The organism is Acidimicrobiia bacterium (assembly GCA_036396535.1).
Lineage (GTDB): Bacteria > Actinomycetota > Acidimicrobiia > Spongiisociales > UBA5794 > DASWKR01.
Genome location: DASWKR010000047.1, coordinates 48,468 through 72,873 on the forward strand (window position 1 = coordinate 48,468; position 24,406 = coordinate 72,873).

The following is a 24,406-nucleotide window of genomic DNA, read 5'->3' on the forward strand; positions in this document are numbered from 1 at the left end:
GGTGTCAGTCCCAGTCGAGGACTGCGGGCAACCTGCCTGCCTCGCGGAGCGAACCGACGATGCCGAGCGGGAAGAACAGCAGGGCAACCAGGAGGATGCCGCCCGTCACGGCGATGTTGAGGGCCGTCGCCCCGAACTGCACCACCGAGAATTCGTTGATCGCATTGATGAGGACGGCGCCGATCACGGGACCGGCGACTGTGCCTCTCCCGCCGATGATGGCCATGAGCACCATCTGCGCTGCCAGCCCGATCTCGAAGAAGGTCGTGGGCCGCAGATACGACAGGGAGTACGCAAAGATGGCACCCGCCATCCCGATGAAGAGACCGCTCATGGCGAAGGCGATCACCTTGTACCACCTGGTGTTGATCCCGGCGACCTCAGCCTTCGTCTCGTCCTGGGAGAGCGCTCGCAACCCGAGCCCGAACTTCGAATGGGCGACTCGGTAGGACAGGTACACGGATCCGATGGCCAGGATGGCCATCGCGTAGTAGAAGGGGACCTTGAGCCACTGGACCGACAGCTGTGGGAGCGGCAGGCTGAGACCGCTCCCGCCGCCGGCGGTCTCCCAGTTGTCGAACCACAGGCCGACGAGGAGCAGCAGGGCGATCGTCGAGATGATGAACGCCGGTCCTCGGGCTCGGAGCGTGATCAACCCGAAGACCAATCCGACGAGCACCGCGATGATCCCAGCTATCACGGCCGTCATGAACGGATTCCACTTCCAGTATGCGAGTGCCATGCCGGATGCGTAGCCACCGATCCCGAAGAACACGTTGTGGCCGAGCGAGATGTAACCGGCAAATCCGCCGATGATGTTCCAGCTCGACGTGATGGCGATCCACATCAGCGTGATGAGGCCCAACTGGAGCACGTAGTTGTACGATCCGATGATCGGTCGGGCCAGGGGCAGTGCCAGCACGGCGATGACCACGACGAGCAGGAACCGTCTCCTGGCGGCGTCTGGCCGCAGTCGTTTGGTCGTGTCCGGCTCCACGGAGTCGAAACCGATCCGCTGCGTGATCCCCGTTCGTGCCATCAGATGCGCACCGCCTTCCCGAAGAGGCCCTGTGGTCGGACCATGATGATGAGGAACAGGGCCAGGTAGAACGTGATCGGTGACCAGGTCGGCCCGAACTGGTCGGTCACGAAGGCGGCCGCCACAGAGAGGATCACCGCGCCGATGACTGCACCCTTCAGGCTGCCCAGCCCGCCGAGCACGATCAGCGAGAGGAGCAACGCCACCCACTGCCAGTGTCGCGACGGGAAGAACGGGAACAGGTAGCTGAGCATGGATCCCGAGGCGCCGGCCAGCGCCATCCCGAGTCCGAACGAGAGCGCCGAGATGCGTCGGACGTTCACCCCGACGATCTGGGCGGCGCTGCGGTTCTGCATGGTGGCCCGCACAGCCGTGCCGATCCTGCTGAACGTGAGATACGCCCAGAGCACGAGCAACAGCACCACGCTGACGACGAGGGCCAACAGCTGACCCTTCGGGATGAACAGGTCTCCGATGAACACAGATTGGGTTGCGTAGCCGGGTCTCGTCGAGCGGAAGATCCCGGTGAAGAAGAAGGTGAGAAGGCCCTCGATGATCAGGGCGAGGCCGAACGTCATCAGGACCGTCATCTCGCCAAAACGCGGGCTCCCCTCGATCCTCGGGAACAGGGCGAGGTAGACGCCGACCCCGATGGCGAACATGACGGGCATGGTGATGGCGATCGACAGGAGCGGATCGATGCCGGCCTTGTCGAACGCGAAGAAGGCGATGTAGGCCGCACCGATGATGAAGGCGGCGTGCGCCAGGTTGACGATCCGCATGACCCCGAAGAGCAGGGTGAGCCCCGAAGCCATGAGCGCGTAGACGCCACCGAGCAACAGCCCGAGCACCAGGACTTGGAGGAAGTCACTCAAGCCGACCCCTCCTTCCCGGCTATCTGGCTGCCCAGGTACAGCTCTCGGATCCGCGGGTCGTCGAGGATGCTCTCGGCAGGGCCCTCGAACCGCTTCGTGCCCAGATCGAGCACGACGCCCCAATCCGAGGCCTGCAAGCCCCGGTAGGCGTTCTGTTCGACGAGGATCACGGTGATGCCGAGATCGGACAGTTCCCTGATCGTGTCGAAGATCTGATCGGCCATGAGAGGCGCCAGGCCGAGGCTCGGCTCGTCGATCATCATGACCTTCGGTTGGACCATGAGCGCTCTGCCGAGGGTCACCATCTGCTGCTCGCCGCCGGAGAGGGTGCCGGCCAGCTGACCATGGCGCTCCCCGAGCACGGGGAACAACCGGTACACCGTCGCCAGGCGCTCGTTGACGAGGCCCTTGTCCTTGATGGTGAACCCCCCCATGACCAGGTTCTCCTTGACCGACATCGACGGGAACACGGTGCGCTCCTGGGGGACGTAGCTGATGCCGACCTCGAGGAGCTGGTCGGGTCGGAGCCCACCCACAGAACGGCCCTCGAACCGCACATCTCCCGAGCGCGGCGCGATGATGCCGCAGATCAACCTGAGCAGCGTCGACTTGCCGGCGCCATTGGGCCCGATGATGCAGTAGCGCCTACCGAGCTCCACGGTCAGCGAGATGTCGTTGAGGATGTCGGGTCCGTGCCCGTACCCCGCCGTCGCCTCGACGACTTCGAGCATCAGGTCCTCCCCAGGTAGGCGTCGAGGACGATGTCGTCGCTCTGGATCACCTCCGGGGTGCCTTGGGCGAGCACCTCACCGTGTGCCATGACGATGACCCAGTCGCTGAGCTGCATCACCACGTTCATGTTGTGCTCCACGACGAGGAAGCTCATGCCGCGCCTGTTGAGGTCGCGTATCCGATCGATGATCCGCTCCAGGAGCGCAGGGTTGACGCCACCGGCCGGCTCGTCCAGGAGGATCAGCTTCGGCTCCGACATGAGAACGGAGGCAAACTCGAGGAGCTTCTTCTGTCCGTACGACAGCTTCTTGGCGCTGGTGTGCGCCAGGGCCGTGATACCGACGAACTCGAGCAACTCCATCGCCCTGTCCCGTTCCCGCGCGAGGATCCGATTGCCGAGCAGGCTGCGAATTCCCGAGGCGGGAGAGCTCACGACCATGTTCTCGAGAGCCGTCATCTCCCCGAGGTCGCGGGTGATCTGGAACGTGCGGCTCATGCCCTTCCTGGTGAGTTGGTGAGGAAGCATCCCTGTCACGTCTTCGCCGTCGAACGTGACCGAGCCGCCGTCGGCGGCAACGATCCCGTTGATGAGATCGAAGGCTGTGGTCTTGCCCGCCCCATTCGGTCCGATCAGCGATGTGATGGTGCCCAGCTGCACCTCGAAGGAGCACCGGGAGAGAGCCTGCAGTCCGCCGTAAGCCTTGCTCAGCTCACGTGCCTCGAGTAGGGCTGTCACCTGTCGCGTTGCCTCCGTTGTCGCCCGGCACGATACGAGAGGGGGCCGGGCATCCACCCGGCCCCCTCGATCGGCTCAGAACTCAGGCTTGGGATAGATCATGTCCACGGAGCCTTCGATGGCCGGGAACACGGTCTTCAGCTCTCCGTCCTGCCACTGGGTGAGGACGTGTGCCCGATCGATCGGCAGCCCCTTCTCGTCCCAGTTGAACTCGCCGAGCACCGTCTTGACGGGATCGTCTGCAGTGCGGGTCTGGAAGAACTCACGAAGCGCGTCCTGATCCGTCCCTCCCGTTGCGATGATGGCCTGCTCCATGCCTTGGCACACCGCGAACGGGATCGCCTCGTCCTCGTCCGGGGCCCGGCCGTGCACCGCCGTGAAGTCGGCGATGAAGTCGGCGTTGCCGTATGGCTCGCCTGCGAGCAGGCTGTCGAAGTTCACGTCCGTCGTCCACGAGGTGTGGATGATGATGCCGTTGGCGGAATCGCCGACGGTGTCGCGGAACTCGGATTGTGCGCCCTGCGACATGTAGAGCAGCTTCGGCTGGTAGCCGATCGTATTGAAGGCGTCGACCACCGAGACGGCTTCCTCGACCGAGGCGGTCCCGACGAAGACGATGTCGGCGTCGGCCGCCTGGATCGTGTTCGCCAGGTTGATCCAGTCGTTGAACTCGCCAACCGGCCATGCCTGCTCGACGACGGCTTCGATGCCGGCCTCGGCCAACCACCCGGGGGAGAGGTCGAGCACGACGTCCGTGTCCGGGATCGGGACCAGGTCGCCGACCAGCCCTGCCGAGATGGCGATGGCGAAGAAGTCGTCCGCATTGATGACGGCGGCAGTTGTCGGGAACTCGTCCTCAGGGATCAGCCCCTGGTCCCGGTAGTACTCGAGAGCACGGATCGGGGTTGCTCCGATGATCTCCGCAGTTCCCTGCTGGAAATAGAAGAGGTTCTCGAAGCCGCGCTCCCATATGCGACCGGCACCGCCTGAGGGCACCGGATAGACCCATCCGTTCTGCTCCGCCACGGTCGATGTCGGGAAAGTGAGCGCGCTCGAGAACGTGCCGAAGAGGACGTCGACGTTGCCCGTGCTGATGAAGCGCTCGTACTGCGTGACCGCAGTCTGCGTGTCCGACCTGCTGTCCTCGACGAGGAGCTCGACCGGTCGGCCGAGAAGGCCGCCGCGCTCGTTGATCAGATCGACGCACAGTTGGAATCCGTCGCGGTGCTTGATGGCTGGGACGGAGAACTCACCAGTCAACGGCAATGACGTGCCGATGACGAGGGGGTCGCCGCTCGGCTCACCACCCGCATCGGCGGTCGTGCTCGGCGCTTCCGTTCCACCGGCAGTCGTCGTGGTGTCGCCATCGCCTCCCCCGCACGCGGCAACGATCATGGTGAACGCTGCGAGCCAGATGATCGCTCTTCTCATGGATCGGCTCCTTGTGTTCTGTGGCTTCTCGCCCAATCGGTGGCACCACCACCCTCGTGCTGCTGCAATCGATTGTGGCGACCACCGCCGAGTGTAACGATCCCGGCGCCCCGCCGCCCGGCCAATTCGCTGATCCGGCCGGGCGGCGCGAGTACGGTACGGGCCGTGCCGGCCGTGTCGCAGGGATTCGCAGGGAGTGAGCCATGAGTGGAACGCTGGAAGGCAAGGTGGCCGTCGTCACCGGAGCCAGCAAGGGGATCGGGCGGGCCATCGCCGGGCGCTTGGCTGACGAGGGTGCCGACTGCGTGCTGGCCGCTCGTTCTGCCGTCGACCTGGAAATGGCGGCGTCCGAGATCAGGGCGCACTCCGGGCGCCGCGTCGCGGTCGTGCCGGTCGACCTGCGGACGGCAGAGGGGTGTGCAGCCCTCCACGACGCCGCCACATCGGCGTTCGACCGCGTCGACGTGCTCGTGAACTGTGCCGGGGCGACCAAGCCGGGAGGTCTCCTCGACGTCGACGACGACACGTGGGAGGACGGCTTCGCTCTCAAGTTCTTCGGCACGGTGCGAGTCTGTCGCCTCTTCTGGCCCGACCTGGCCGCTTCCCACGGCACCGTCGTGAACGTCGTCGGCGGGCTCGCCAGGACGCCGGCACCCGACATCCTCGTCGGGGGAGCGGTCAACGCGGCCCTCGCCAACTTCACGAAAGCCCTGGCCGGCCAGGGGCTGCGCGACGATGTGAACGTCAACGCAGTCCACCCGGGGCAGACGATGACGGAGCGGTTCGAGATGCTCCTCACCAAGCGGGCCGAAGCGGCGGGCGTGACCCGCGACGAGTTCTTGGACCAGACGACCCAACGTCAAGGCGTGCGCAGGCTGGGGCGCCCCGAGGACGTCGCCGGGCTCGTCGCCTTCCTCTGCACGCCCGAAGCGCGTCACATCCAGGGCGTTTCTGTCGCCGTCGACGGCGGGGGTACGTCAGGGCTGTTCTGAGGCGCTCGTCCCCAGCGGAGGGGCGACGCCGAGTTGGCGGAGCATGCCGAGCTCGTCGCCGAAGTACCACGCCTCGGCGATCCTCTCGCCCTCCAAGCGCCACAGCGCCGCCTCGACGACGTCGACCCGTTTCCCGGTGGCGGGGATCCCGTAGATCGTCCCGGTGTGTGTGCCGACGATGCGGAACACCCCCCAGACCTTGTCGTCCTTGGCGGTCAGCTCGAGCAGGATGTTCTCCCTGTCCTCCATCGAGGCATCGTCGAAGCCTGCCGACCCCTCCATGCCGAACAGCTCGCCGATGTGGCTGAAGCCTGCCCGGTGTCGCACGAAGTCACGGGACAGGAACGGCGCCCGCTCCGACACCCTGGCGGCCCTGTACCTGGTGACGAGGTCGAGGTTCGCCGCCTCCTGCTCGGTGCAGCTGCACGAGGTGTCGCCGAACATCGAGACATGCGAGTGGTCGATCATCGGAGGCCGAGGATACGCCGCGCTGGTCCATCACCCGTCGAGCGATCGCGCCGCCTCGAGCCAGGCGTCGGCGAGCCCGGCGAACGGCTCGTGGCCGCCCTCGAGGGCTTGGGCGACCTGGGCGGCAGTCGTCCGAGCCCTCGCCACCACGTCATCCGGGTATCCGAGCGTCACCTGGTGCTCGAGGAACTCGTCCTCGTCCTCGACGAACACGTCGCCTCGTTGCGTGCAGACCACATCGAGGTCGAGGTCGATCATCGTCACGGTGTCCCCGCTCCACTCGGCCGGGGTGATGATATCGACGTACACCCGATGCGATGCCCCGTCGTTGAAGATGGCGGTCCACCATCGGTCCCGTGGGACCACCTTGACGGTCAGGTACCCGAAGCGCTTCGGAGGCTCTTGTGCGCGCCTTGCCACCGTCCCGGCCGGCGCCCACAGCCAGATGCCGTGCTCGTCTTCGCCGAGCCGGCGCATCCTGAACTGCCAGTGGATCGTGTCGGGCCACTTGCGAAAGTCGACGTGAACCTCGCCGTCGCCGAGGATCACGGCGCCAGCCGCCTTGCCGACCAGATGCCGCCGTCGCGCCGGTATTCGATGCGGTCGTGGAGTCGGTTGCGGCGGCCCTGCCAGAACTCGATGCGCCGCGGGACGATCCGGTATCCCCCCCAATCCGCAGGGCGAGGCACGGCACCGGGGTGGCGGGCCTCGAGGTCGGCGACGCGCCGCTCCAACTCGGCCCGCGACGACAATCCTCTGCTCTGATCCGAGGCGGCCGCCGCGATCTGGGCACCGCGGGGCCTGGTTGCCCAGTAGGCGTCCGACATGGCGTCGTCGACCCGCTCCACAGGACCCGCGAAACGCACCTGCCGGTGGATGGTGACCCACGTGAGCGACCCGGCGGCGTGCGGGTTCTGCTCGAGCTCGTCGCCCTTGCGCGAACGGTAGTTCGAGTAGAACACGAAGCCGGTGTCGACCTCCTTGAGGAGCACCGTACGAACGGACGGCTTGCCGGTGGCATCGGCCGTGGCAAGGCTCATCGCGTTGGCTTGCGGCACGGCGGCGTCGATCGCCTCCTGCAGCCATCCGGCGGCGGCGGCGACGGGGTCGGCACCGAGCTCGCTCGCCTCCAGGCCCGGCGTGTCGTAGTCGTCGTGGAGGTCTTCGAGGTTCACCAGCGCATTCTGGCCGTCCGGGAGGCGAGTAGCCTTGCGATCCCATGCCGGGATCCTCCTCTGTCCGCAATGTGGCGCTGATCGCGCACGTCGACCACGGCAAGACGACCCTCGTCGACGCCATGCTGCGCGCCACCGGCGTCTTCGCCGCTCACGAGGTGCTGACGGAGCGCGTCATGGATTCGGGCGACCAGGAGCGGGAGCGAGGCATCACGATCCTGGCGAAGGCCGCCTCGATCGAGTGGGGCGGCGTGCGCATCAATCTCGTCGACACCCCTGGTCACGCCGACTTCGGGGGCGAGGTCGAGCGGGCACTCGCCATGGTCGACGGGGTGCTCCTGCTCATCGACGCCGCCGAGGGACCGATGCCGCAGACCCGATACGTTCTGTCCAAGGCGCTCGCCCGCGGCCTTCCTGCCGTGGTCGTCATCAACAAGGTCGACCGGCAGGACGCCAGGCTCGACGAGGTCGCCGACGAGGTCTATGAGCTCTTCTTCGACCTGGACGCCGCCGACCACCACATCGACTTCCCGATCGTCTCGTCGATCGCCAGGTTCGGGCGTGCCATGCGGGGCTTGGGGATTCCCCCCGAGACGGCCGACCTCTCGGCCATCCTCGACGCCATCATCGAGACGATTCCGGCGCCTGCGGGCGACCCGGACGCTCCGCTGCAGGCGATCGTCACCAACCTCGACGCCTCCGACTACCTCGGACGTCTCGCCATCGGGCGCGTCCACAACGGCACACTCCGCGCAGGGCGCCAGGTAGGGCTCGTCCGCGCCGACGGTTCCGTCATCAGGAAACGGCTCGTATCGCTGCTCGGGTTCTCTGGGTTGGACCGCGTCGACGTGGCGGAGCGCGCCGCCGGCGACCTGTTCGTCGTCGCCGGATTCCCGGAGGTCGAGATCGGCGACACGCTCGCCGAGCCGGACGATCCAAGGCCGCTCCCTCGCCTCGAGGTCGACGAGCCGGTGTTGCGGATGACGTTCGGCGTCAGCACGTCTCCGATGGCCGGCAGGTCGGGCCACCTGCTCACGTCACGTCAGATCAGAGGGCGGCTCGACCGCGAGGTGCTCGGCAACGTGTCGATCCGCATCGAGGAGACGGCCAGCCCAGACGTGATCGAAGTCGCCGGTCGAGGTGAGCTGCAGCTCGCCGTGCTCATCGAGTCGATGCGCCGAGAGGGCTTCGAATTGCAGGTGAGCAGGCCCGAGGTCGTCGTCCGCGACGTCGACGGCACCCGCCACGAGCCGCGAGAGCGAGCGCTCATCGACGTCCCGGACGAGTTCGTCGGCTCGGTGACGCAGGCAGTCGCCGCGCGAAGAGGAAGCGTCGCCGGCATGTACCCGGGCGATCGCAACAGGACGATCGTCACGGCGGTCGGACCGGCGAGGGGGCTCATCGGGCTCCGGTCGCAGCTCATGACGGCCACGCGAGGCACCGCCCTGATTCACCAGCACCATGACGGTTGGATGCCATGGGCGGGTGAGATCCCAGGGCGCGGTGGAGGCGCCATGGTCGCCGATAGGGCGGGCACCGCCACCGGTTTCGCCCTCGACAACCTGCAGAAGCGGGGCGAGCTCTTCGTGGGGCCCGGAGACCCGGTCTACGAGGGCATGGTGATCGGCGAGAACTCCCGCCCAGGCGAGATGCAGGCGAACCCGACGAAAGGCAAGCAGCTCACCAACGTGAGAGCCGTCGGCTCGGACGATGCGATCAAGCTCAAACCGCCGCGTCGCTTGACGCTCGAGACGGCCATCGAGTGGATCGAGGAAGACGAGCTCGTCGAGGTGACCCCGGATGCCGTGCGGGTGCGAAAGCGCCGGCTCACCGAGCAAGAGCGCCGTCTCGCCAGGAAAGGGTGACCCGGCGGGCGGTCGATAGCCCTGCCGCCACTCCGTCTAGTTCACAGTCCAGGTGCCTGCCGAGCGGATGAGAGAGCCGAGGTCCCCTGGGCCGCGCTTCGCCTGGGCATCGATGAGCTGCTGCTGCATCGACGAGCTGTATGTGTCCCGCTCCACGTCGCGGAAGATCCCGACCGGGGTCGGTCCGTGCGGTCCGTGTGACAGCCTGCTGAGTGCGAAGGCGGAGCTCGGGTCCTCGACGGTCGGGTTGTGGACGTGGATCGCACCGATCCCGACGTCGGCGACGTTGACGATCCTCGCTCCCTCCGCGGCCAGGACCACGCCACGCTCGTTGTCCGGGCCGAACACGATCGGCTTGCCCGCCTCGAGGTTGATCCGGTTGATGTCACGCTCCGGGCGCCCGGTGAGCTCGATGAACGCCTTGTCGTTGAACACGTTGCAGTTCTGGTAGATCTCGACGAATGCCGCGCCCGGATGGTCGTACGCCGCCTGCAGCATCTCGGTGGTGTGGGGCCGATCCATGTCGACGGACCTGGCCACGAACGTCGCCTCGGCGCCGATCGCAAGGCTGATCGGGTTGAATGGACGCTCGATCGAGCCCATCGGGCTCGTCTTGGTGCGCTTGCCGACCTCGCTCGTCGGCGAGTACTGACCCTTGGTCAGGCCGTATATCTGGTTGTTGAAGAGGAGCACCTTGATGTTGACGTTGCGCCGCATCGCATGGATCAGGTGGTTGCCGCCGATCGACAACGCATCGCCGTCGCCGGTCACGACCCACACGGTGAGCTCGGGGTTGGCGGTCGCCACGCCGCTTGCGATCGCGGGTGCGCGCCCATGGATCGAGTGCATCCCGTACGTCTCCATGTAGTACGGGAAGCGGGCGGCGCACCCGATGCCGGAGACGAAGACGTGCTTCTCCCTGTCGACCCCCAGGCCTGCCAGGAAGTTCTGCACCGAAGCGAGGATCGTGTAGTCCCCGCAGCCGGGACACCACCGGACCTCCTGATCCGTTTGGAAGTCGCTTCTCTCGTACTTCGTCGCCGTCATGCTGCGCCCTTCGCTTCCACGATCTCGATGATCCTCGCCGCCACCTCTGCCGTCTTGAACGGAAGTCCCTGGATCTTCCCCAGCGTGATCGTCGGCACGAGGTACTCGCTGCGGAGCACCTTGGAGAGCTGGCCGCGGTTCAGCTCGGGGACGAGAACCGAGTCGTATCGGTTCAGCAACTCTCCGAGGTTCGGAGGGAACGGGGACAGGTGCCTCAGGTGGATGTGTCCCACCTTGGCGCCGGTCTTGCGGACGTTGTTCACGGCGGCCCTGACCGCCGAGTACGTCGAGCCCCACGACACCGCCGCCAGGCCGGACTCGTCGCCTTCGGCGACCGCGAGATCGATGTCCGCCGCGATGCGGCGCAACTTCTCCTCGCGCAGCTCGGTCATCCGCTCGTGGTTCTCTGGGCTGTACGAGACGTTGCCGGTGAGGTCGGCGTGCTCGAGGCCGCCGATGCGGTGCTCGAGGCCCGCCGTCCCTGGGATCGCCCAAGAACGCGCCATGGTCTGGCCGTCGCGGGAATACGGCAGGAACTTGCCGTCCTCCCCCTTCGGGGCAGACTCCACCGTGGCGAACAAGGCCGCGAAGTCGGGGATGGCGTCGACGTCGGGCAGCCGCCACGGCTCAGAGCTGTTGGCGATGTACCCGTCGGACATCAGGATCACCGGAGTCATGTACTTGACGGCGATCCGGCAAGCCTCGATGGCGGTGTCGAACGCATCGGCCGGAGAGCGGGCGGAGACGACCGGCAGCGGTGCCTCACCGTGCCGCCCGTACAGGGCGACCATCAGGTCGGATTGCTCGGTCTTCGTCGGCATCCCGGTGGAAGGTCCCGCTCGCTGCACGTCGACGACGATGAGCGGGAGCTCGACCTGGAAGGCGAGGCTGATCGTCTCGCTCTTCAGGGCTACGCCCGGTCCGGACGTCCCGGTCGCGCCGAGGTGGCCCGCGAACGACGCGCCGAGGGCGACACCGACGGCGGCGATCTCGTCCTCTGCCTGGAACGTGCGCACGCCGAAGTTCTTGTGACGGGCCAGCTCCTCGAGGATCGTCGAGGCAGGAGTGATCGGATACGAGCCGTAGAAGAGCGGCAGCTTGGCCGCCTGAGCACCGGCGATCAGGCCCCATGCCAACGCCTGGTTCCCCGTCACGTTGGTGTACTCGCCGGCCGGAAGGGCGGCGGGGGCGACCTCGTACGTGTGGTGGAACTCCTCGGTCGTGATGCCGAAGTTGTATCCCGCTCTGAAGGCGGCGATGTTGGCGGCGCCTACCGGGCTGTCGGCGAACCTCGAGTTCACCCAGTCGATGACCGGTTCCGTGGGACGGTTGAACATCCAGCAGATGAGACCGAGGGCGAAGAAGTTCTTGGACCGGAGTGTCTCCCGCCCCTTGACGCCGGTCGTCTCGACCGCCGTCTTGGTCAGCTCCTCCATCGGAGCAGTCAAGAGGTGGTACCCGTCGAGCGATCCGTCCTCGAGCGGGTTCGCTCCGTATCCGGCCTTGGCCAGGTTGCGCTCGACGAAGGCGTCGGTGTTGGCGAGGATGAGGCCCCCCGGCTTCAAGTCTCCGAGGTTGGCACGCAGCGCAGCCGGGTTCATGGCGACCAGCACCTCAGGCTCGTCACCGGGCGTGAGGATGTCCCAGTCGGCGATGTGCACCTGAAACGACGAGACACCGGGCAGGGTGCCGGCAGGTGCCCGGATCTCGGCCGGGAAGTTCGGAAGCGTCGCCAGGTCGTTCCCGAAGAGCGCACTCGCCTCGGCGAATCGTGTGCCGGTCAGCTGCATCCCATCGCCAGAGTCACCGGCGAACCGGATGACGATGTGGTCTCGCTTCTCACGCTGTTCTGGCCGCGGCGGGGCCAGGGTGTTGTCTGCCACCGTCCTACTCCTGATCACGACCGCGCCTCGGCGGCCTCCTCGATCTGCTTGCTAAGTACGACCTGCCCTGCGGCGAAATCGTTTCCCGGCCACAGCCCAGCTCTGCTCCGCAGTCTATTGGGCTCCGACCCTTGACTATGCACAATGCTCTTCTTCTCTGCCATGGGCTGAAAGTCCCGAAAGTCTCATTCGGCCCACACCGGCGGTTTGCGCGCCTTGACGACACCGGCCTGCTCGAGGCCGAGCCCGATGTCGAGCAACCTCGCCTCCGACCAGGCAGGCCCGACGACCTGGATGCTCGGCGGCGGGGCGCCGTCGCGATCGAGCGGCAGGGCGATGGCGGGCAATCCGGCGTGGTTGATGACGGAGGTGAATGCGGAGAGCGGGCCGCGGTACGGCACGGTCGAGCCTGCCACGTCGATCTCGGGCACCCCGATGGGCTTGCGGAGTGCGGCGACCGTCGGCGTCACCAACACGTCGCAGCGTGCCAGGGCACGCCTGAAGGCGTTGGCGATTCGGGCTCGCCAGGCCAGGCCCGCCACGTAGCGGGCTCCGGTGTGGCTCATGGCGATCTCCAGCCGCTCCCGCACCTCCGGCCCGTATCGATCGGGCGCTTGCGAGAACCGCTCCCGGTGCACCTCGGCCGCCTCGAAGTACATGGCGTCGAGCAGCTTGCCGGGCACTTCGAGTGCCGGCTCGTCGAGGTGCACGACCGTCGCCCCCCGCTCGGCGAGTCGCTCGATCGCCCATTCGAACCCTGTAGCGACGGGATCCGTCACCGGCTGGTCGACCAACGGGTGTGGGATGCCGACCGTGAGCGATCCGATGTCGGCCGCTCCCTCGGACCGATCGACGTCGACCGGGACGGACCACACGTCCGCCGGATCGTGCTCGGCGATGACCTCGTACGCCGCGGCGGCATCAGCCACCGTCCTCGCCAGGGGTCCGACCGTGTCGATCGACGCCACGAGCGGGAACACCCCGCGGATCGATCCGCGGCCGTGGGTGACCTTGAGGCCGACGATGCCGCACAGCGCAGCCGGGACCCGGACGGAGCCTCCGGTGTCGGTACCGAGCGCGATCGGTACCGTCCCGGCCGCTACCGCTGCCGCGGACCCGCCGGACGAGCCTCCCGGCGACAGCGAAGGATCCCACGGATTGTGGACCGGGCCGTGCCAGTGGTTCTCGCTGGAGAAACCGAAGGCGAACTCATGCAAGCCGGTTCTCCCTGCGACCACCGCACCCGCCTGCTCCAGCGCCCGGATGCACGGCGCCGTGATCGTGGGGGTCTTGGGAGGGAAGGAGGCTCCCAGTGTGTTGGGCCAGCCGGCGTGGTCGATGAGGTCCTTCACACCCACGGCGACGCCCGCCAGAGGGAGCGGCTCGCCTGCGTCGACGCGCTCGTCGACGCTCCTCGCCGCCGCCATCGAGCGCTCCGGGTCGAGGTGGGTGTACGCATTCAACGTCACCTCGACGGCGGCGATACGGTCGAGAGCACGCTGGATGAGGCCGCTCGCCGGCGAGTCGTCGCGGGCGACCGCAGTGACGGTGTCCCCTGCGTCCATCACTGAGACCAGGTGACCGATTGCTGCTGCGGGAAGACGTTGATCCAGAGCCGGCCGGCCGGCAGCACCATCGGGTCGCCCGAGGGAAGCGTCAGCTCGAAGCGCTCCTCGATGGTCTCTCTCGCCCACGTGCCTTCGACCACGATGCCGTCGTGGAACAAGAGGGCGGCGCCCGAGCCGAGCGTTTCGAGGGCGGGCACGGGCGTCCCGCTGCCAGCCGGGCTCGCCGTGTACCGGTTCGCTTCCAGCACGACGATGACGTCGGCGTTGATCTGAGAAGCGCTGCCGTCCTCGGTGACCGTCATGTGGCGGCTGTCATCGTTGAAGCGGAAATATCGGAACCCGTTCCACTCCCAGCGGACCACCGGCCGGTCCGACCAGTCGAGGAGGATCTCGCTTGCCATCTCGTCGCTCGTCGACGGCTCCCCGAAGTCGAAGATCGGTGCCGGCGGCGTGTCCTCCCAGCCGCGCCTGTCGGCGGTCTCCCGCATGGTCTCGACATTGCCGTAGAGGTTGTGCGGGGCGCGCCTGCCGCCGATGCGGAACGTCGACACCTGATCGTCCCCGATGATGTGGACGCCTGCCGACACGAACCGGCTGGCGACCCAGTCCTGCATCCCGGACACTTGCGCCGGAGCACCGATGAACTTCAAGAGCGTGGGGTCTGTCGGCCTGCCCGAGCGGATCGGGCCGACGTACGTAGGCGAGGTCTGATGGAACAACCCGATGAAACGCGTGAGCCCGCCCTCGACGAGCAGCTCGTAGACGGCTTGGGCGTTCACCAGCCCGCTCTGCGGCCGTGCGTTCCAATGGTTGTCGATCTTGACGGCGACGACCCGCTGCTCGAGCGAGTCGACGTCGTACACCGGCATCCCGTTGAGCGGCGAGTACGCCACCTCGACCGGCGCGGGAGCGATGGTCGAAGTGGTAGTGGTGGTGGGTGCGGCTGTCGTGCTGGCCGGCGGGGCGCTGGTGGTCGTGGCGGGCGGCAACGTGGTGCTGGTGGTTGTCTCTGTGGAGCGACTGCAGCCCGTGGCGATCAGCGTGACCGCGACCAGTGCGCCCAGCGCACTTCGGGAGTTCACGGCGCGGAGTGTAGGAGTCATCCTGGACAACATCGGCATTAGCGTCGACGCGATGAGGAATACGATGCCCACCCGGGAGGATGCCGTGTGACGGACCGAGCTTCGTTCGTCGCCGAGGAGCTCTCCGCCCTCGCCGACCCGGGCAAGGCGGCCGGCATGGCGGCCTACATGAAGGCCGACATGCCGTTCTACGGGGTCCAGAAGCCGGCCCGTTCGGTGGTGTTGCGCGCCATGATCGAGCGCTTCCCCGTCGAGAGTCGGGAAGAGTACGAGGAGGCGGTCCTCGACCTGTGGGCGCTGCCGCACCGCGAGGAGAAGTACCTGGCGATCGGTTTGGCGACTCATCACGGACGGTTCGTCACACCGTCGAGCATGCCGCTCTACCGGAGACTCATCGTCGAGGGAGCATGGTGGGACTTCGTCGACGAGGTCGCGGTCCGGCTGGTGGGCCGGGTGCTGCGCGACCATCGCCGGCAGCTCACCGCCCCCATCCGGACGTGGGCCGCCGACGCCGACATGTGGATCCGCCGCGCCGCCATCATCAGCCAGGTCGGGCACAAGGACCAGACCGATCCGGTCCTCCTCTTCGAGCTGTGCGAGACCTGCGCCCACGAACGCGAGTTCTTCATCCGCAAGGCCATCGGGTGGGCGTTACGCGAGTACGCCAAGACGGCCCCGGATACGGTGAGGGAGTTCGCGCTGGCGCACCGCGCCGAGCTCTCGGGTCTCAGCTTCCGTGAGGCCACGAAGCACCTCGCGGTGAGCTGAGGCGACGGTGCTCGCCTGGTGTCGGCAACCGATGGGGTACGTGCACGGCCACGCCGCTTGTCGCGACGGCGCCTGCGCGATGCTCGGGCTCAACCAGGCGGAATGCTGCGACGGCGAGACGTCGGCGGACTGCCCGGCGCCGACAGCAGCCGTCGCCGCCTCCGAGCCGTCCGCCCTCGGTGCCGCGGTAACGTCAGGCGTCGAATGACTGACTGGAGTGAACGGCGCGCCGCCTGGGACACCAGGTACGAGACGGACGAGTACCGGTGGGGCTTCGAGCCGAACGAGTTCGTCGTCCGCAACGCCGGCGCCCTTCCTCCCGGCACGGCGCTCGATCTCGGTTGCGGCCGGGGAGGCAACGCCATCTGGCTCGCCAAACGGCGCCACCGGGTCACCGGCGTCGACTGGTCGCAGGCCGCCATCGCTCAAGCGAGGTCGATCGCCTCCGAGCAGGGCGTGGAGGTCGAGTTCGTCGTAGCCGACCTCCTGGCGTGGCGGCCCACCGACCGATACGACCTCGTCCTGTTGTCCTACGTCCAGTTGCCGCCGGCCGAGCGGCCCCGGGTTCACGCCAGGGCCGTCGAAGCGCTCGCCCCGGGCGGCACTGTGCTACTCGTCGCTCACCACCTCGACAACCTCGAGCACGGCGTCGGCGGTCCGCAGACCCCGGAGGTGTTGTACACCGAGGAGCAGCTCGGCGAGGACTTCGCCTCCCTCGTCATCGACCTCAACGACAAGGTGCTCCGCCACGTCGACAGGGAGGACGCAGTTGGCGACGCCATCGACGCCGCATTGATCGCCCGCAAGATCACGACCTGATCGCTCGCGCCGGGCGGCCGGCGTCCTCGACCCCTCAGATGCGTCCCGCCGCCGCCAACGGCCAGTAGCGCAGCGCCACCCTCCAACCGACGTCGCTGAGGGCGACGGGCCCGGACGCCCGGCTGTCGTGGGTCGAGATCGCTCGGGCGTCACCCAGCGTGAAGACCTCGTCTGCTTGGAGTGCCCACCGCCCGTCGGGCATCGTCGGCCCGTCGGCCCACGGCTCGGCGAGCACGGCGCCGTCGACGTGCACCTGGCCGTTCTCGATCACGATCGTCTCGCCCGGGAGGCCGACGACGCGCTTCACGAGATCCATCTCCGGCGCCAAGGGATCGGGGTACACGACGACGTCGCCCCTGGCGGGCAGTCCGTCGAGTCTCGCCGCAACGACGAAGTCACCGGCGTCCAGCGTCGGCGCCATCGACTTCTCGGCGATGACGAACCTTCTCAGGCGGCCCCGCAGTGAGGCGACGACGAGCACAGCCATGCCGAGGACCCCGGCCGCGAATCCGCCTCTCGTTCGAGCGCTGATCGGCACGCGACGAGTCTACGAAGGTCAGGGGCCCGGGTAGGGGCCAATCGCGAAGCCGCCGGTTCGTCGCGGATTGCCGTGCGGTATGGTCACCGCGACCACGAAGACGACATGGAGGTGCCACCGTGGGTGTATTCACCCCTCGCCACGTCGCACACGCGCACTGCGACCTCTTCTGCGGCGTGTACGACCCCGCCCAGGCGATGATCGAGGCGCGCTCGGTCTTGAACTGCTGCACGAAGTACGCCGGCTCGGACGACGAGGTTTTCAGGGCGCGCGCCATCTCGATCAAGGAAGAGCGAGCCGAGCTCGTCAAGCACCACCTCATGGTGTTGTGGGTCGACTTCTTCAAGCCGCCGCACCTCGAGCAGTTCCCTCAGCTCCACGGCGTGTTCTGGGACGCCATCAAGCAGGCCGGCGAGGCCAAGAAGTCGATGGACCCGGCGGTGTCCGAGAAGCTCATCGACCTCATCCAGGACGTGTCCGACATCTTCTGGCAGACCGAGGCCGCCAAGACCGCCGGGGTCTACCCACCGAGCTGAGACGTCACCGCGGTGTCCGCCCTGACGACCCCGCACACGATGATCCGTTCCACGACGTCGGCCGGAGCGAACGTGATCAGCGCCCCATCGGGTGGCGGACCGTACAGGTAGAGAGGGCGGTCGGCGCGCCTGAGCCTTCCGAGCTCTGCCGTCGCGCTGGTACCTCGCGCAGACCAGCTCACGAAGAGGTCGGTCGCCTGCGACGACCTTGCCAGCACGGTCGCCGAGCCGACCACGCGCACGGAGAGACCGTCGCCCCCGAGCCCCGAGACGCAGCCGTCCTTCCTTCGGTAGTGGCCGTCGACGATCACCGGAGCGGGTGAGGTCTCGGCTTCGCTGCCGAGCAAGGCCGCGTTGAGCTGGACGATGGCGTCATCTCGCGCCGACACGACGCCGGGATCCCACCCCTCATCGATGAGCCGGAGCAGCCCCTCCGGTCGCAGGTAGTTGCTGAGGGAGGCCTTGCGAAGGCTGACGTGTGGGCCGTAGGCCTGCCCGTTGTCGACGAGTACCGCCATCGATTCGATGACCTCCCGGCTGGTGGCGATGCTCGCCACCCTCTCGGCGATGCCGCTGTGGAGCCGCACGGCGTTCGACAGGACGAGGACCACGATCAGGGCGAGGCCGAGTCGCCTCAGACCGCGACCCGTCGGCCGGATCCGTGTCACGATGATCGGCAGGGTCATCCACAGGACGTTCGAGCCGTAAGCGGCCCGTGCAGTCCCTGCCCGATATCGGGCAGCGAGGCCGAGGTAGAGCAGCGCCCACACGAGCAGGATCACGTCGAAGGCGGTGAGCGAGCGCCTCCACGCCAGGACCAGCAAGCCGGCGCATGCGAGCACGAGCACCGGCCGGCCCATCCACGCTGCAAGTCCGAAGAGCTCGGCGATGCTGTTCTCCACGTTGAGGACGAGCCCGCCGAGGACGGCAAGGCCTGATCGCAGAGGCCCGGATGTGCTCGGTTCGACGCCGAGGGCCAGGAACCATGCCGCGTAGATGGCTGCGACTGCCGTGACCGGAACGATCCAGCCCCGCAGCTTTCGCGTGAGCACGAGGCCGATCCCGATGGCCCCCATGCCGGTGACGCCAGGCCCGGAGGAGACGACGGCCACCAGTAGCAAGCTGAAGACCAGCACTCGATCGCGGTTCCTGGGCTCCGGCCGGGTGTCGATGACGTGGGCGGCGCCGAGGATGGATGAGATGGCGATCGGGGCTCCCAGATGAGGGCCCTCGAAGTACCAGCTCGAGGCCAGGAACGTCATGAGGGCGGCGAATCCGAGTGCGACCATGGGATCGGCGCCGCGCCTACCTCGGAGCAGCCACCAGGCGAACACCGTGATCCCTGCCCAGGCGAGGGGGCGCGGCAGGTAGTGCAGGGGCCAGAAGTCCATGCCGGCGACCCGATAGATGAAGCGGGTCACGACAACGGCAGGGAGCTGCCAGTTGCCGTTGTGTGGCTCCAGCAGGTCACCCGGACGGTCCAGGTCGCGCAGCGTCAAGAAGTCCCAGAAGTCGCTGTAGAACCAGGCGTCCCTGCTCCACCACCCCACGAGCACGGCGCCGAGCACGACGATCAGTCCGACTGCGATCCATTCGGACCTCGGAACGCCGGGCCGCGGGGGAGGACGAGCTGCGTGCTCTTCCTCGGCTACAGCGGTCATATGGCATCCTCGCCGGGCTGCGGAGCTTCGGCTGCCGATGGCCCCGGCCTCACGAGCGGGCGCCGATTCGAGGTCGGAGAGCCAAACCGGAGAACTCTGGCACGCACCTGGCTCCCGGCGATCCATCCCGCCGTCGCACCGGCCACCTTCACATCTCGTCGCCGGCGACGCGTTCGAGGTACTCCCGATAAGGACTGAGGGGCAGTGTCTCGAGCCGGGTCACGAGCTCGTCGTGGCCGATGAAGCCGATCCGGTAAGCGACCTCTTCGGGACAGCCGACGAGCAGACCCTGCCTCTTTTGGATCGCCTCGATGAAGTTCGCCGCTTCCAGGAGCTCTTGAGCGGTTCCCGTGTCGAACCAGGCGGTTCCCCGCCCCATGCGCTTCGCCCGCAGGCGACCCTGGTCCAGGTAGCGGCGGTGGAGGTCGGTGATCTCGAGCTCGCCTCGCCCGGAAGGCACCAGGTGCCTCGCCTCGGCGGTCACACCCGGCGGGTAGACGTACAACCCGGGCACCGCCCAGTGCGAGCGGGGTTGTGCCGGCTTCTCCTCGAGGCTGAGGATCGCCCCGTCGTCGCCGATCTCGATGACGCCGTACGAGCTCGGGTCGTCGACGTGGTAGGCGAAGATCGTGGCATGATCGCCACGCTCGGCGACCGCGCTGCGCAGGAAGTCGTAGCGGCCGTAGACGAGGTTGTCTCCCAGCACCAGGATCACGTGGTCGTCGCGCATGAAGTGCTCGCCGATGATCAGCGCCTCGGCGATGCCGTTGGGCTGGGGCTGTTCGGCGTACTCGATCGAGATCCCCCACGACGACCCGTCGCCGAGCAGCCTGCGGTATCCGTCGAGGTCGGTCGGGTCGGATATGACGAGGATGTTCCGCACCCCTGCGAGCATCAGGGTGGTGAGCGGGTAGTAGACCATGGGCTTGTCGAAGACGGCCGTGAGCTGTTTGCTGACCGAGGCGGTCAGCGGATAGAGGCGGGTGCCCTTGCCGCCCGCCAGCAGGATCCCCCTGTGTGTGGCCGCACCTGCCATCACTCTGCGATCACCTCCCGCCGTACCACGTCTCGTGGAAGACCCGATGATCGTCGTTTTGCACGTGCGCCATCCAGTCGAGGTTGGCGAGGTACCAGCGCACCGTGCGGGCGAGCCCGTCGGCGAGCCCCACCGAAGGGGACCAGCCGAGGTCGGCGCGGATCCGGTCGATACCCATCGCGTACCTGAAGTCGTGCCCCGGGCGGTCCGTGACGAACCGGATCAGCGGGCGCGACGTCCCCCTCTCCAGGCCACGAGCGCCGTCGAGCTCGTCGAGGAGCATCTCCACGAGGTGCAGGTTGGGAACCTCCGATTCGCCTCCGATGCAGTACGTCTGCCCGACCTCGCCCTGTTCGTACACGAGCGCCACGGCGTCGCAGTGGTCGGCGACGTAGAGCCAGTCCCGCACGTTGCTGCCGTCGCCGTATATCGGCACGGCCTCGCCGGCGAGAGCACGAGTGATCGCCAGCGGGATCAGCTTCTCCGGGTACTGGTACGGCCCGTAGTTGTTGGAGCAGTTCGTGATGACGACGGGGATTCCGTAGGTCTCGTGCCAGGCCCTCACGAAGTGGTCGGATGCCGCCTTCGAGGCCGAGTACGGCGAATTCGGGGCGTACGGCGTCGACTCGGTGAAGACGCCCTGTGTCCCGAGCGCGCCGAACACCTCGTCCGTCGACACGTGGTGGAAGCGAACGTCCGTGCGGTCGCCCCAGGCTCTCGTTGCCTCTTGGAGCAGCACAACCGTCCCGGTCACGTTGGTCTCGACGAACTCGAGAGGATCGAGTATCGAGCGGTCGACGTGGCTCTCGGCGGCGAGATGGACGACGCCGTCGATCGAATGACCCTCGAACACGGCACGCACCGCGTCGCGGTCACGGATGTCGCCATGGATGAACGTGTGACGGTCGAGCACCTCGGCGAGGCTTGCCAGGTGGCCGGAATAGGTGAGCAGGTCGAACGACACGACCTGCTCGTCCGGCCAGCGCTCCAGCAAGTGTCGCACCAGGTTCGCACCGATGAACCCTGCGGCCCCCGTGATCAGGATCGCCACGAGCGGCTTCCGGCGGCGCGTCGCTGCTCGACGGCGCGGCAACTGATGGCCCGGTGGAATGTCATCGTCCCGGTATGCTACCGACGGTTTCCGCGAGCCCATCGATCCGGGGGAGCCCACCGATGACCGCCTCACCCGACCCGATCAGGTTCCACGTCGCCCACACGCCGGCCAAGGCCGCCTCATACGTGCTCGAAGCTCTCGAGGCGAACGAGAACGTGAACGGGACGTTCACTCAGCGGTGCTCGTCGCTCATCGAGGAGCGCTTCGGGGTTCCCAAGGTCCTCATCACCCACTCGGCGACGGCCGCCCTCGAGGTGTCTGCGATGCTCCTCGCCGCCGAGCGCGGCGCCGGCAAGGTCTTCATGCCCTCCTTCACCTTCTCATCGACCGCCAACGCCTACCTCCGAGCCGGCTACGAGCTCGAGTTCGTGGACATCGATCCGGCGACCATGAGCCCCGGGACCGCCGAGTTCGCCGCCGCGGCGCCGCCGCGCGGCTCTGTCGTCGTCCCCGTCCACTACGCCGGCAACCCCGGGGACATCGACGAGATCGAGGCGTGGGCGAACACGGGCGGGATACTTGTCGCCGAGGATGGCGCCCAGTCGTTCGGCAGCGCCCTCGGTGGCCGCTGGGCCGGCACGTTCGGGCCGGTTGCCGCCATCTCGTTCCACTACACCAAGAACGTCCACAGCTCGATGGGCGGGGCGCTGTTCATCAACGACGCCGGCCTCGTCGACACCGCCACCTACATGTGGGAGCGAGGCACCAACCGCCAGGCACTGCTCAAAGGGCTGGTCGACAAGTACTCGTGGGTGACGCTCGGGTCGAGCTTCCAGTCGACCGAGATCCAGGCTGCCTTGCTCCTCGCCGGCCTCGAGGAGTACGACGAGATCCTCGCACGCAGAAGGGTGCTGTGGGAAGGGTACGCCGCCCGGCTGGGCGACCTGGAGGGCAGCGGCCTGCACATCCAGTCATGGCGGCCCGAGGCGGTTAACAACTTCCACGCCTTCTTCGTGCGCCTCGAGTCAGCTGAGGCGGCCGACTCGCTTCGTGAGACGCTGTTGGAGCGGGCGATCCAGGCCTACATCGGATACGTGCCGTTGCACAACTCGCCGTACGGCACGGAACGGCGCCTCGACAGACCGCTGCCGCTCACCGAGAAGTGGGCGGCGTGCGTGCTCCGACTCCCTCTGCACACCGCGATGGATCTGGCGGCGATGGAGCGGGTCTCGGGCGAGGTGCTGGCGTGGCTCGACCGGCGGTGAATGTCAAGCCGTCGCCACTGCCTCGCCGACTCGCTCGATGACCGCCCATCTCGCCTCGGCGTCGCGGTGGGTCGCATCGACCCAGGAGGGATCGTCGCGGTGCGCCGCGATGTCTTCGAGCATGATGGCGAACTGATTCCCCGCCTGGTACGTGACCGGGGAGCGCTCCCCGTCGCCGGCGATGTGCACGATCGGCTCCGCGTAGTCTGCGGGCTTCGAGAACGGCCGAGGCACCTCGACCGACCCGGTGCGTCCCACGATCCGTGCCAGGTTGGCGTACGCAGTGCCCATTGCCCACGACACCTGGAATGCACGACCTAGGTCGTCGGTGAGCGTCGCCGTGCCGGAGGCGTCGACTTCGCCCTCGCCGCGGTGCGCTCTCGCCTGGACCTCGAGGGGCCGTCCAGCCAGCAGCCGTATCGCCAGCGAGAGCGGATAGATGCCCGCGTCGAGAAGGGCCCCGCCGCCGGCGGCGGCCGCGTACCGGTGGTTCTCCGGTGGCAGGTGCGGATAGGAGAAGCGGGCCCAGCCGTGTGCCAGACCGCCCACTTCTGCCGATTCCAGCAGGTCGGTGAGGCGTGCGAACTGTGGATGATGCTGATAGGCGAGCACCTCGACGACGGCCGCCGATCTCGTCCGTGCCTTGTCGAGCACCGTGCGTACCTGGTCGAGATCGAGGGCGAGGGGCTTCTCGCATACCACGAGCGGCACACCCGCCTCGATGAGCTCGATGCACGTCGAGGCGTGGGCCGCCGGCACGGCGGCGACGTAGGCGGCGTCCGGGACGATCGCCGCCACGCACGACGACACGTCTCGGAAGGTCGGCGCTTGGCGGTCACCGTCCGCCTCGGCGTGGGCGGAGACGATGCCGGTCAGCTCCCAACCCCGGGCCTCGGCGACCGCGGGCAGCACCGTTCTCTCGGCGTGATTCCCGAGACCTACGACGACTGTCCGCAGGTGCGTCCCTGTCATGACGGGAGGAGCGAGATCAGCCTGAAGAGGTGCGGGTTGACCCAGGCGTCTTCTGCGAAGAGCTGCCTGATCTGCCACTTCGACACCCATCGGAAGTCGGCCGTGAGCTCGACGGGCTCGTCATCAGGCAGCTCGACCACGATTCCGAGGTTCCGCTTGTTGTACAGCCGGCCACCATCTTCGGACAGCCAGGCTCTCACGATCTCTCGGCAGCGCTCCGGGACCTCGGGGTAGAAGAACCATGCGAACGTCGGGAGTTGGCCGCCGTGGGCGCGTTTCAGGTTGCTGAATGTCGCCTGGACGGAGGGGCTGAGCGCCACGACCCCGTAGTTGCCCGGCTCCGCCTTTGCCTGGACCAGGTAGTGAGGAACGCCCTCGAAGCGCTTACGGGCGAGACCCAGGATCCCACCGTCGTCGCCGACCTGGCTGAGGATCGGCTGGCACCAGCCGCCGGACCCGACCTCGCGGGTGCTCGACATGGCGACCTCGACGGCTTCGACGACGAAGAACTCTCCGGAGCGATGGTGGACGTAACCCGTTGCGTCGTCGACATACCAATCACGGCACTCGGAGATCGGGACCTTGCGAACCTGCATCGGGTTGGTCGCCCGCTGGTCCAGGAACCAGCGGCGGAGCTCGGCGAGATCACCGAAGCCTGACCAGTCTCGCATCGACTCCACGGCCGCTTCGGCCTGCGAAGTGTCGACGTCGGCCAGGCCGGAGGCGCGCATCACCTCCCGGTAGTGATCGACGGTCTGGTGGAAGGTCAACGCTCGACTGGTCAAGACTGCTCACCCTATTCCCCGAGTTGCACCTTCGCGTGGACCGTTCCAGTCGACCGCTCGACCCACGACGTCCTCCGTA

The 24,406-nt window shown here is 67.4% G+C and carries 25 protein-coding genes; 7 read left to right on the plus strand and 18 right to left on the minus strand.

Going from position 1 to position 24,406, the window contains the following annotated elements; all coding sequences use genetic code 11:
* Positions 1-4: 4 nt before the first annotated feature.
* From VGC47_08055 to VGC47_08075, 5 genes are all read right to left on the minus strand, one after another.
* Positions 5-1,039 carry a branched-chain amino acid ABC transporter permease gene (locus tag VGC47_08055; GenBank protein ID HEX9855250.1) on the minus strand — a complete coding sequence of 345 codons (1,035 nt, stop codon included), beginning with the start codon at positions 1,037-1,039 and terminating at the stop codon, positions 5-7.
* Entirely contained in the window at positions 1,039-1,914 is an 876-nt protein-coding gene (locus VGC47_08060) for a branched-chain amino acid ABC transporter permease (GenBank protein ID HEX9855251.1), read from the minus strand. The genes VGC47_08055 and VGC47_08060 overlap by 1 nt, the downstream gene beginning before the upstream one ends.
* Entirely contained in the window at positions 1,911-2,645 is a 735-nt protein-coding gene (locus tag VGC47_08065; protein HEX9855252.1) for an ABC transporter ATP-binding protein, read from the minus strand. The genes VGC47_08060 and VGC47_08065 overlap by 4 nt, the downstream gene beginning before the upstream one ends.
* A complete protein-coding gene (locus VGC47_08070) occupies positions 2,645-3,382 on the minus strand; it encodes an ABC transporter ATP-binding protein (GenBank protein ID HEX9855253.1) in 738 nt (245 codons plus the stop codon). The genes VGC47_08065 and VGC47_08070 overlap by 1 nt, the downstream gene beginning before the upstream one ends.
* Before the next feature lie 75 nt (positions 3,383-3,457).
* The gene (locus VGC47_08075; protein ID HEX9855254.1) at positions 3,458-4,813 is read right to left on the minus strand and encodes an amino acid ABC transporter substrate-binding protein; all 1,356 of its coding nucleotides are present in this window, start codon (positions 4,811-4,813) and stop codon (positions 3,458-3,460) included.
* Positions 4,814-5,016: 203 nt separating this feature from the next.
* Between VGC47_08075 and VGC47_08080 the strand changes: the two genes are divergently transcribed.
* A complete protein-coding gene (locus tag VGC47_08080; protein ID HEX9855255.1) occupies positions 5,017-5,805 on the plus strand; it encodes an SDR family oxidoreductase in 789 nt (262 codons plus the stop codon).
* Here the strand turns inward: VGC47_08080 and VGC47_08085 are convergent.
* The 3 genes from VGC47_08085 to pdxH are packed head-to-tail and all read right to left on the minus strand — an operon-like array spanning position 5,791 to position 7,448.
* On the minus strand, positions 5,791-6,273 hold the full coding sequence (locus VGC47_08085; protein ID HEX9855256.1) for an ester cyclase: 483 nt from the start codon (positions 6,271-6,273) through the stop codon (positions 5,791-5,793). The two genes, VGC47_08080 and VGC47_08085, sit on opposite strands and share 15 nt — an antisense overlap.
* Positions 6,274-6,303: 30 nt before the next feature.
* Positions 6,304-6,822, minus strand: a complete 519-nt coding sequence (locus VGC47_08090) for a DUF402 domain-containing protein (protein ID HEX9855257.1) — start codon at positions 6,820-6,822, stop codon at positions 6,304-6,306.
* Positions 6,819-7,448, minus strand: coding sequence for a pyridoxamine 5'-phosphate oxidase (gene pdxH / locus VGC47_08095; protein ID HEX9855258.1), 630 nt, complete (start codon positions 7,446-7,448; stop codon positions 6,819-6,821). The genes VGC47_08090 and pdxH overlap by 4 nt, the downstream gene beginning before the upstream one ends.
* Positions 7,449-7,492: 44 nt before the next feature.
* Between pdxH and typA the strand changes: the two genes are divergently transcribed.
* The gene (gene typA, locus VGC47_08100) at positions 7,493-9,313 is read left to right on the plus strand and encodes a translational GTPase TypA (protein HEX9855259.1); all 1,821 of its coding nucleotides are present in this window, start codon (positions 7,493-7,495) and stop codon (positions 9,311-9,313) included.
* 36 nt (positions 9,314-9,349) lie between these two features.
* Here typA and VGC47_08105 read toward each other — a convergent pair whose 3' ends face one another.
* From VGC47_08105 to VGC47_08120, 4 genes are all read right to left on the minus strand, one after another.
* Positions 9,350-10,360: a 2-oxoacid:ferredoxin oxidoreductase subunit beta gene (locus VGC47_08105; protein HEX9855260.1), complete on the minus strand. Its 1,011-nt coding sequence runs from the start codon at positions 10,358-10,360 to the stop codon at positions 9,350-9,352.
* The gene (locus VGC47_08110) at positions 10,357-12,243 is read right to left on the minus strand and encodes a 2-oxoacid:acceptor oxidoreductase subunit alpha (protein HEX9855261.1); all 1,887 of its coding nucleotides are present in this window, start codon (positions 12,241-12,243) and stop codon (positions 10,357-10,359) included. The genes VGC47_08105 and VGC47_08110 overlap by 4 nt, the downstream gene beginning before the upstream one ends.
* A gap of 185 nt (positions 12,244-12,428) precedes the next feature.
* Positions 12,429-13,808, minus strand: a complete 1,380-nt coding sequence (locus VGC47_08115) for an amidase (protein HEX9855262.1) — start codon at positions 13,806-13,808, stop codon at positions 12,429-12,431.
* Positions 13,808-14,680, minus strand: coding sequence for a DUF3048 domain-containing protein (locus VGC47_08120; protein ID HEX9855263.1), 873 nt, complete (start codon positions 14,678-14,680; stop codon positions 13,808-13,810). The genes VGC47_08115 and VGC47_08120 overlap by 1 nt, the downstream gene beginning before the upstream one ends.
* 4 nt (positions 14,681-14,684) lie before the next feature.
* Here VGC47_08120 and VGC47_08125 point away from each other — a divergent pair, with 4 nt between their 5' ends.
* The 3 genes from VGC47_08125 to VGC47_08135 all read left to right on the plus strand — a co-directional run bounded on the left by VGC47_08125 (position 14,685) and on the right by VGC47_08135 (position 16,480).
* Entirely contained in the window at positions 14,685-14,984 is a 300-nt protein-coding gene (locus tag VGC47_08125) for a hypothetical protein (protein ID HEX9855264.1), read from the plus strand.
* Complete coding sequence (locus VGC47_08130; protein ID HEX9855265.1) at positions 14,981-15,661, plus strand: DNA alkylation repair protein; 681 nt, start codon at positions 14,981-14,983, stop codon at positions 15,659-15,661. Before VGC47_08125 ends, VGC47_08130 begins: the two co-directional genes overlap by 4 nt.
* 204 nt (positions 15,662-15,865) lie before the next feature.
* Positions 15,866-16,480: a methyltransferase domain-containing protein gene (locus VGC47_08135; protein HEX9855266.1), complete on the plus strand. Its 615-nt coding sequence runs from the start codon at positions 15,866-15,868 to the stop codon at positions 16,478-16,480.
* Positions 16,481-16,514: 34 nt separating this feature from the next.
* Here VGC47_08135 and lepB read toward each other — a convergent pair whose 3' ends face one another.
* Entirely contained in the window at positions 16,515-17,018 is a 504-nt protein-coding gene (lepB, locus tag VGC47_08140) for a signal peptidase I (GenBank protein ID HEX9855267.1), read from the minus strand.
* A gap of 119 nt (positions 17,019-17,137) precedes the next feature.
* On the opposite strand from lepB, the gene sodN reads away from it, so the two are divergent.
* On the plus strand, positions 17,138-17,554 hold the full coding sequence (gene sodN / locus VGC47_08145) for a superoxide dismutase, Ni (protein ID HEX9855268.1): 417 nt from the start codon (positions 17,138-17,140) through the stop codon (positions 17,552-17,554).
* Here sodN and VGC47_08150 read toward each other — a convergent pair.
* From VGC47_08150 to rfbB, 3 genes are all read right to left on the minus strand, one after another.
* The gene (locus VGC47_08150) at positions 17,539-19,215 is read right to left on the minus strand and encodes a hypothetical protein (GenBank protein HEX9855269.1); all 1,677 of its coding nucleotides are present in this window, start codon (positions 19,213-19,215) and stop codon (positions 17,539-17,541) included. The genes sodN and VGC47_08150 overlap by 16 nt on opposite strands.
* Positions 19,216-19,363: 148 nt before the next feature.
* A complete protein-coding gene (rfbA, locus tag VGC47_08155; GenBank protein HEX9855270.1) occupies positions 19,364-20,251 on the minus strand; it encodes a glucose-1-phosphate thymidylyltransferase RfbA in 888 nt (295 codons plus the stop codon).
* 10 nt (positions 20,252-20,261) lie between these two features.
* The gene (gene rfbB, locus VGC47_08160; protein HEX9855271.1) at positions 20,262-21,302 is read right to left on the minus strand and encodes a dTDP-glucose 4,6-dehydratase; all 1,041 of its coding nucleotides are present in this window, start codon (positions 21,300-21,302) and stop codon (positions 20,262-20,264) included.
* Positions 21,303-21,424: 122 nt separating this feature from the next.
* Between rfbB and VGC47_08165 the strand changes: the two genes are divergently transcribed.
* Complete coding sequence (locus tag VGC47_08165) at positions 21,425-22,570, plus strand: DegT/DnrJ/EryC1/StrS family aminotransferase (GenBank protein HEX9855272.1); 1,146 nt, start codon at positions 21,425-21,427, stop codon at positions 22,568-22,570.
* Between the two features lie 3 nt (positions 22,571-22,573).
* Here the strand turns inward: VGC47_08165 and VGC47_08170 are convergent, their stop codons facing one another.
* Together VGC47_08170 and VGC47_08175 are read right to left on the minus strand one after the other, a co-directional pair.
* Positions 22,574-23,542 (minus strand): Gfo/Idh/MocA family oxidoreductase, encoded by a 969-nt coding sequence (locus VGC47_08170; GenBank protein HEX9855273.1) that lies wholly within the window; start codon positions 23,540-23,542, stop codon positions 22,574-22,576.
* Complete coding sequence (locus VGC47_08175; protein ID HEX9855274.1) at positions 23,539-24,327, minus strand: NDP-hexose 2,3-dehydratase family protein; 789 nt, start codon at positions 24,325-24,327, stop codon at positions 23,539-23,541. The genes VGC47_08170 and VGC47_08175 overlap by 4 nt, the downstream gene beginning before the upstream one ends.
* Positions 24,328-24,406 lie beyond the last annotated feature (79 nt).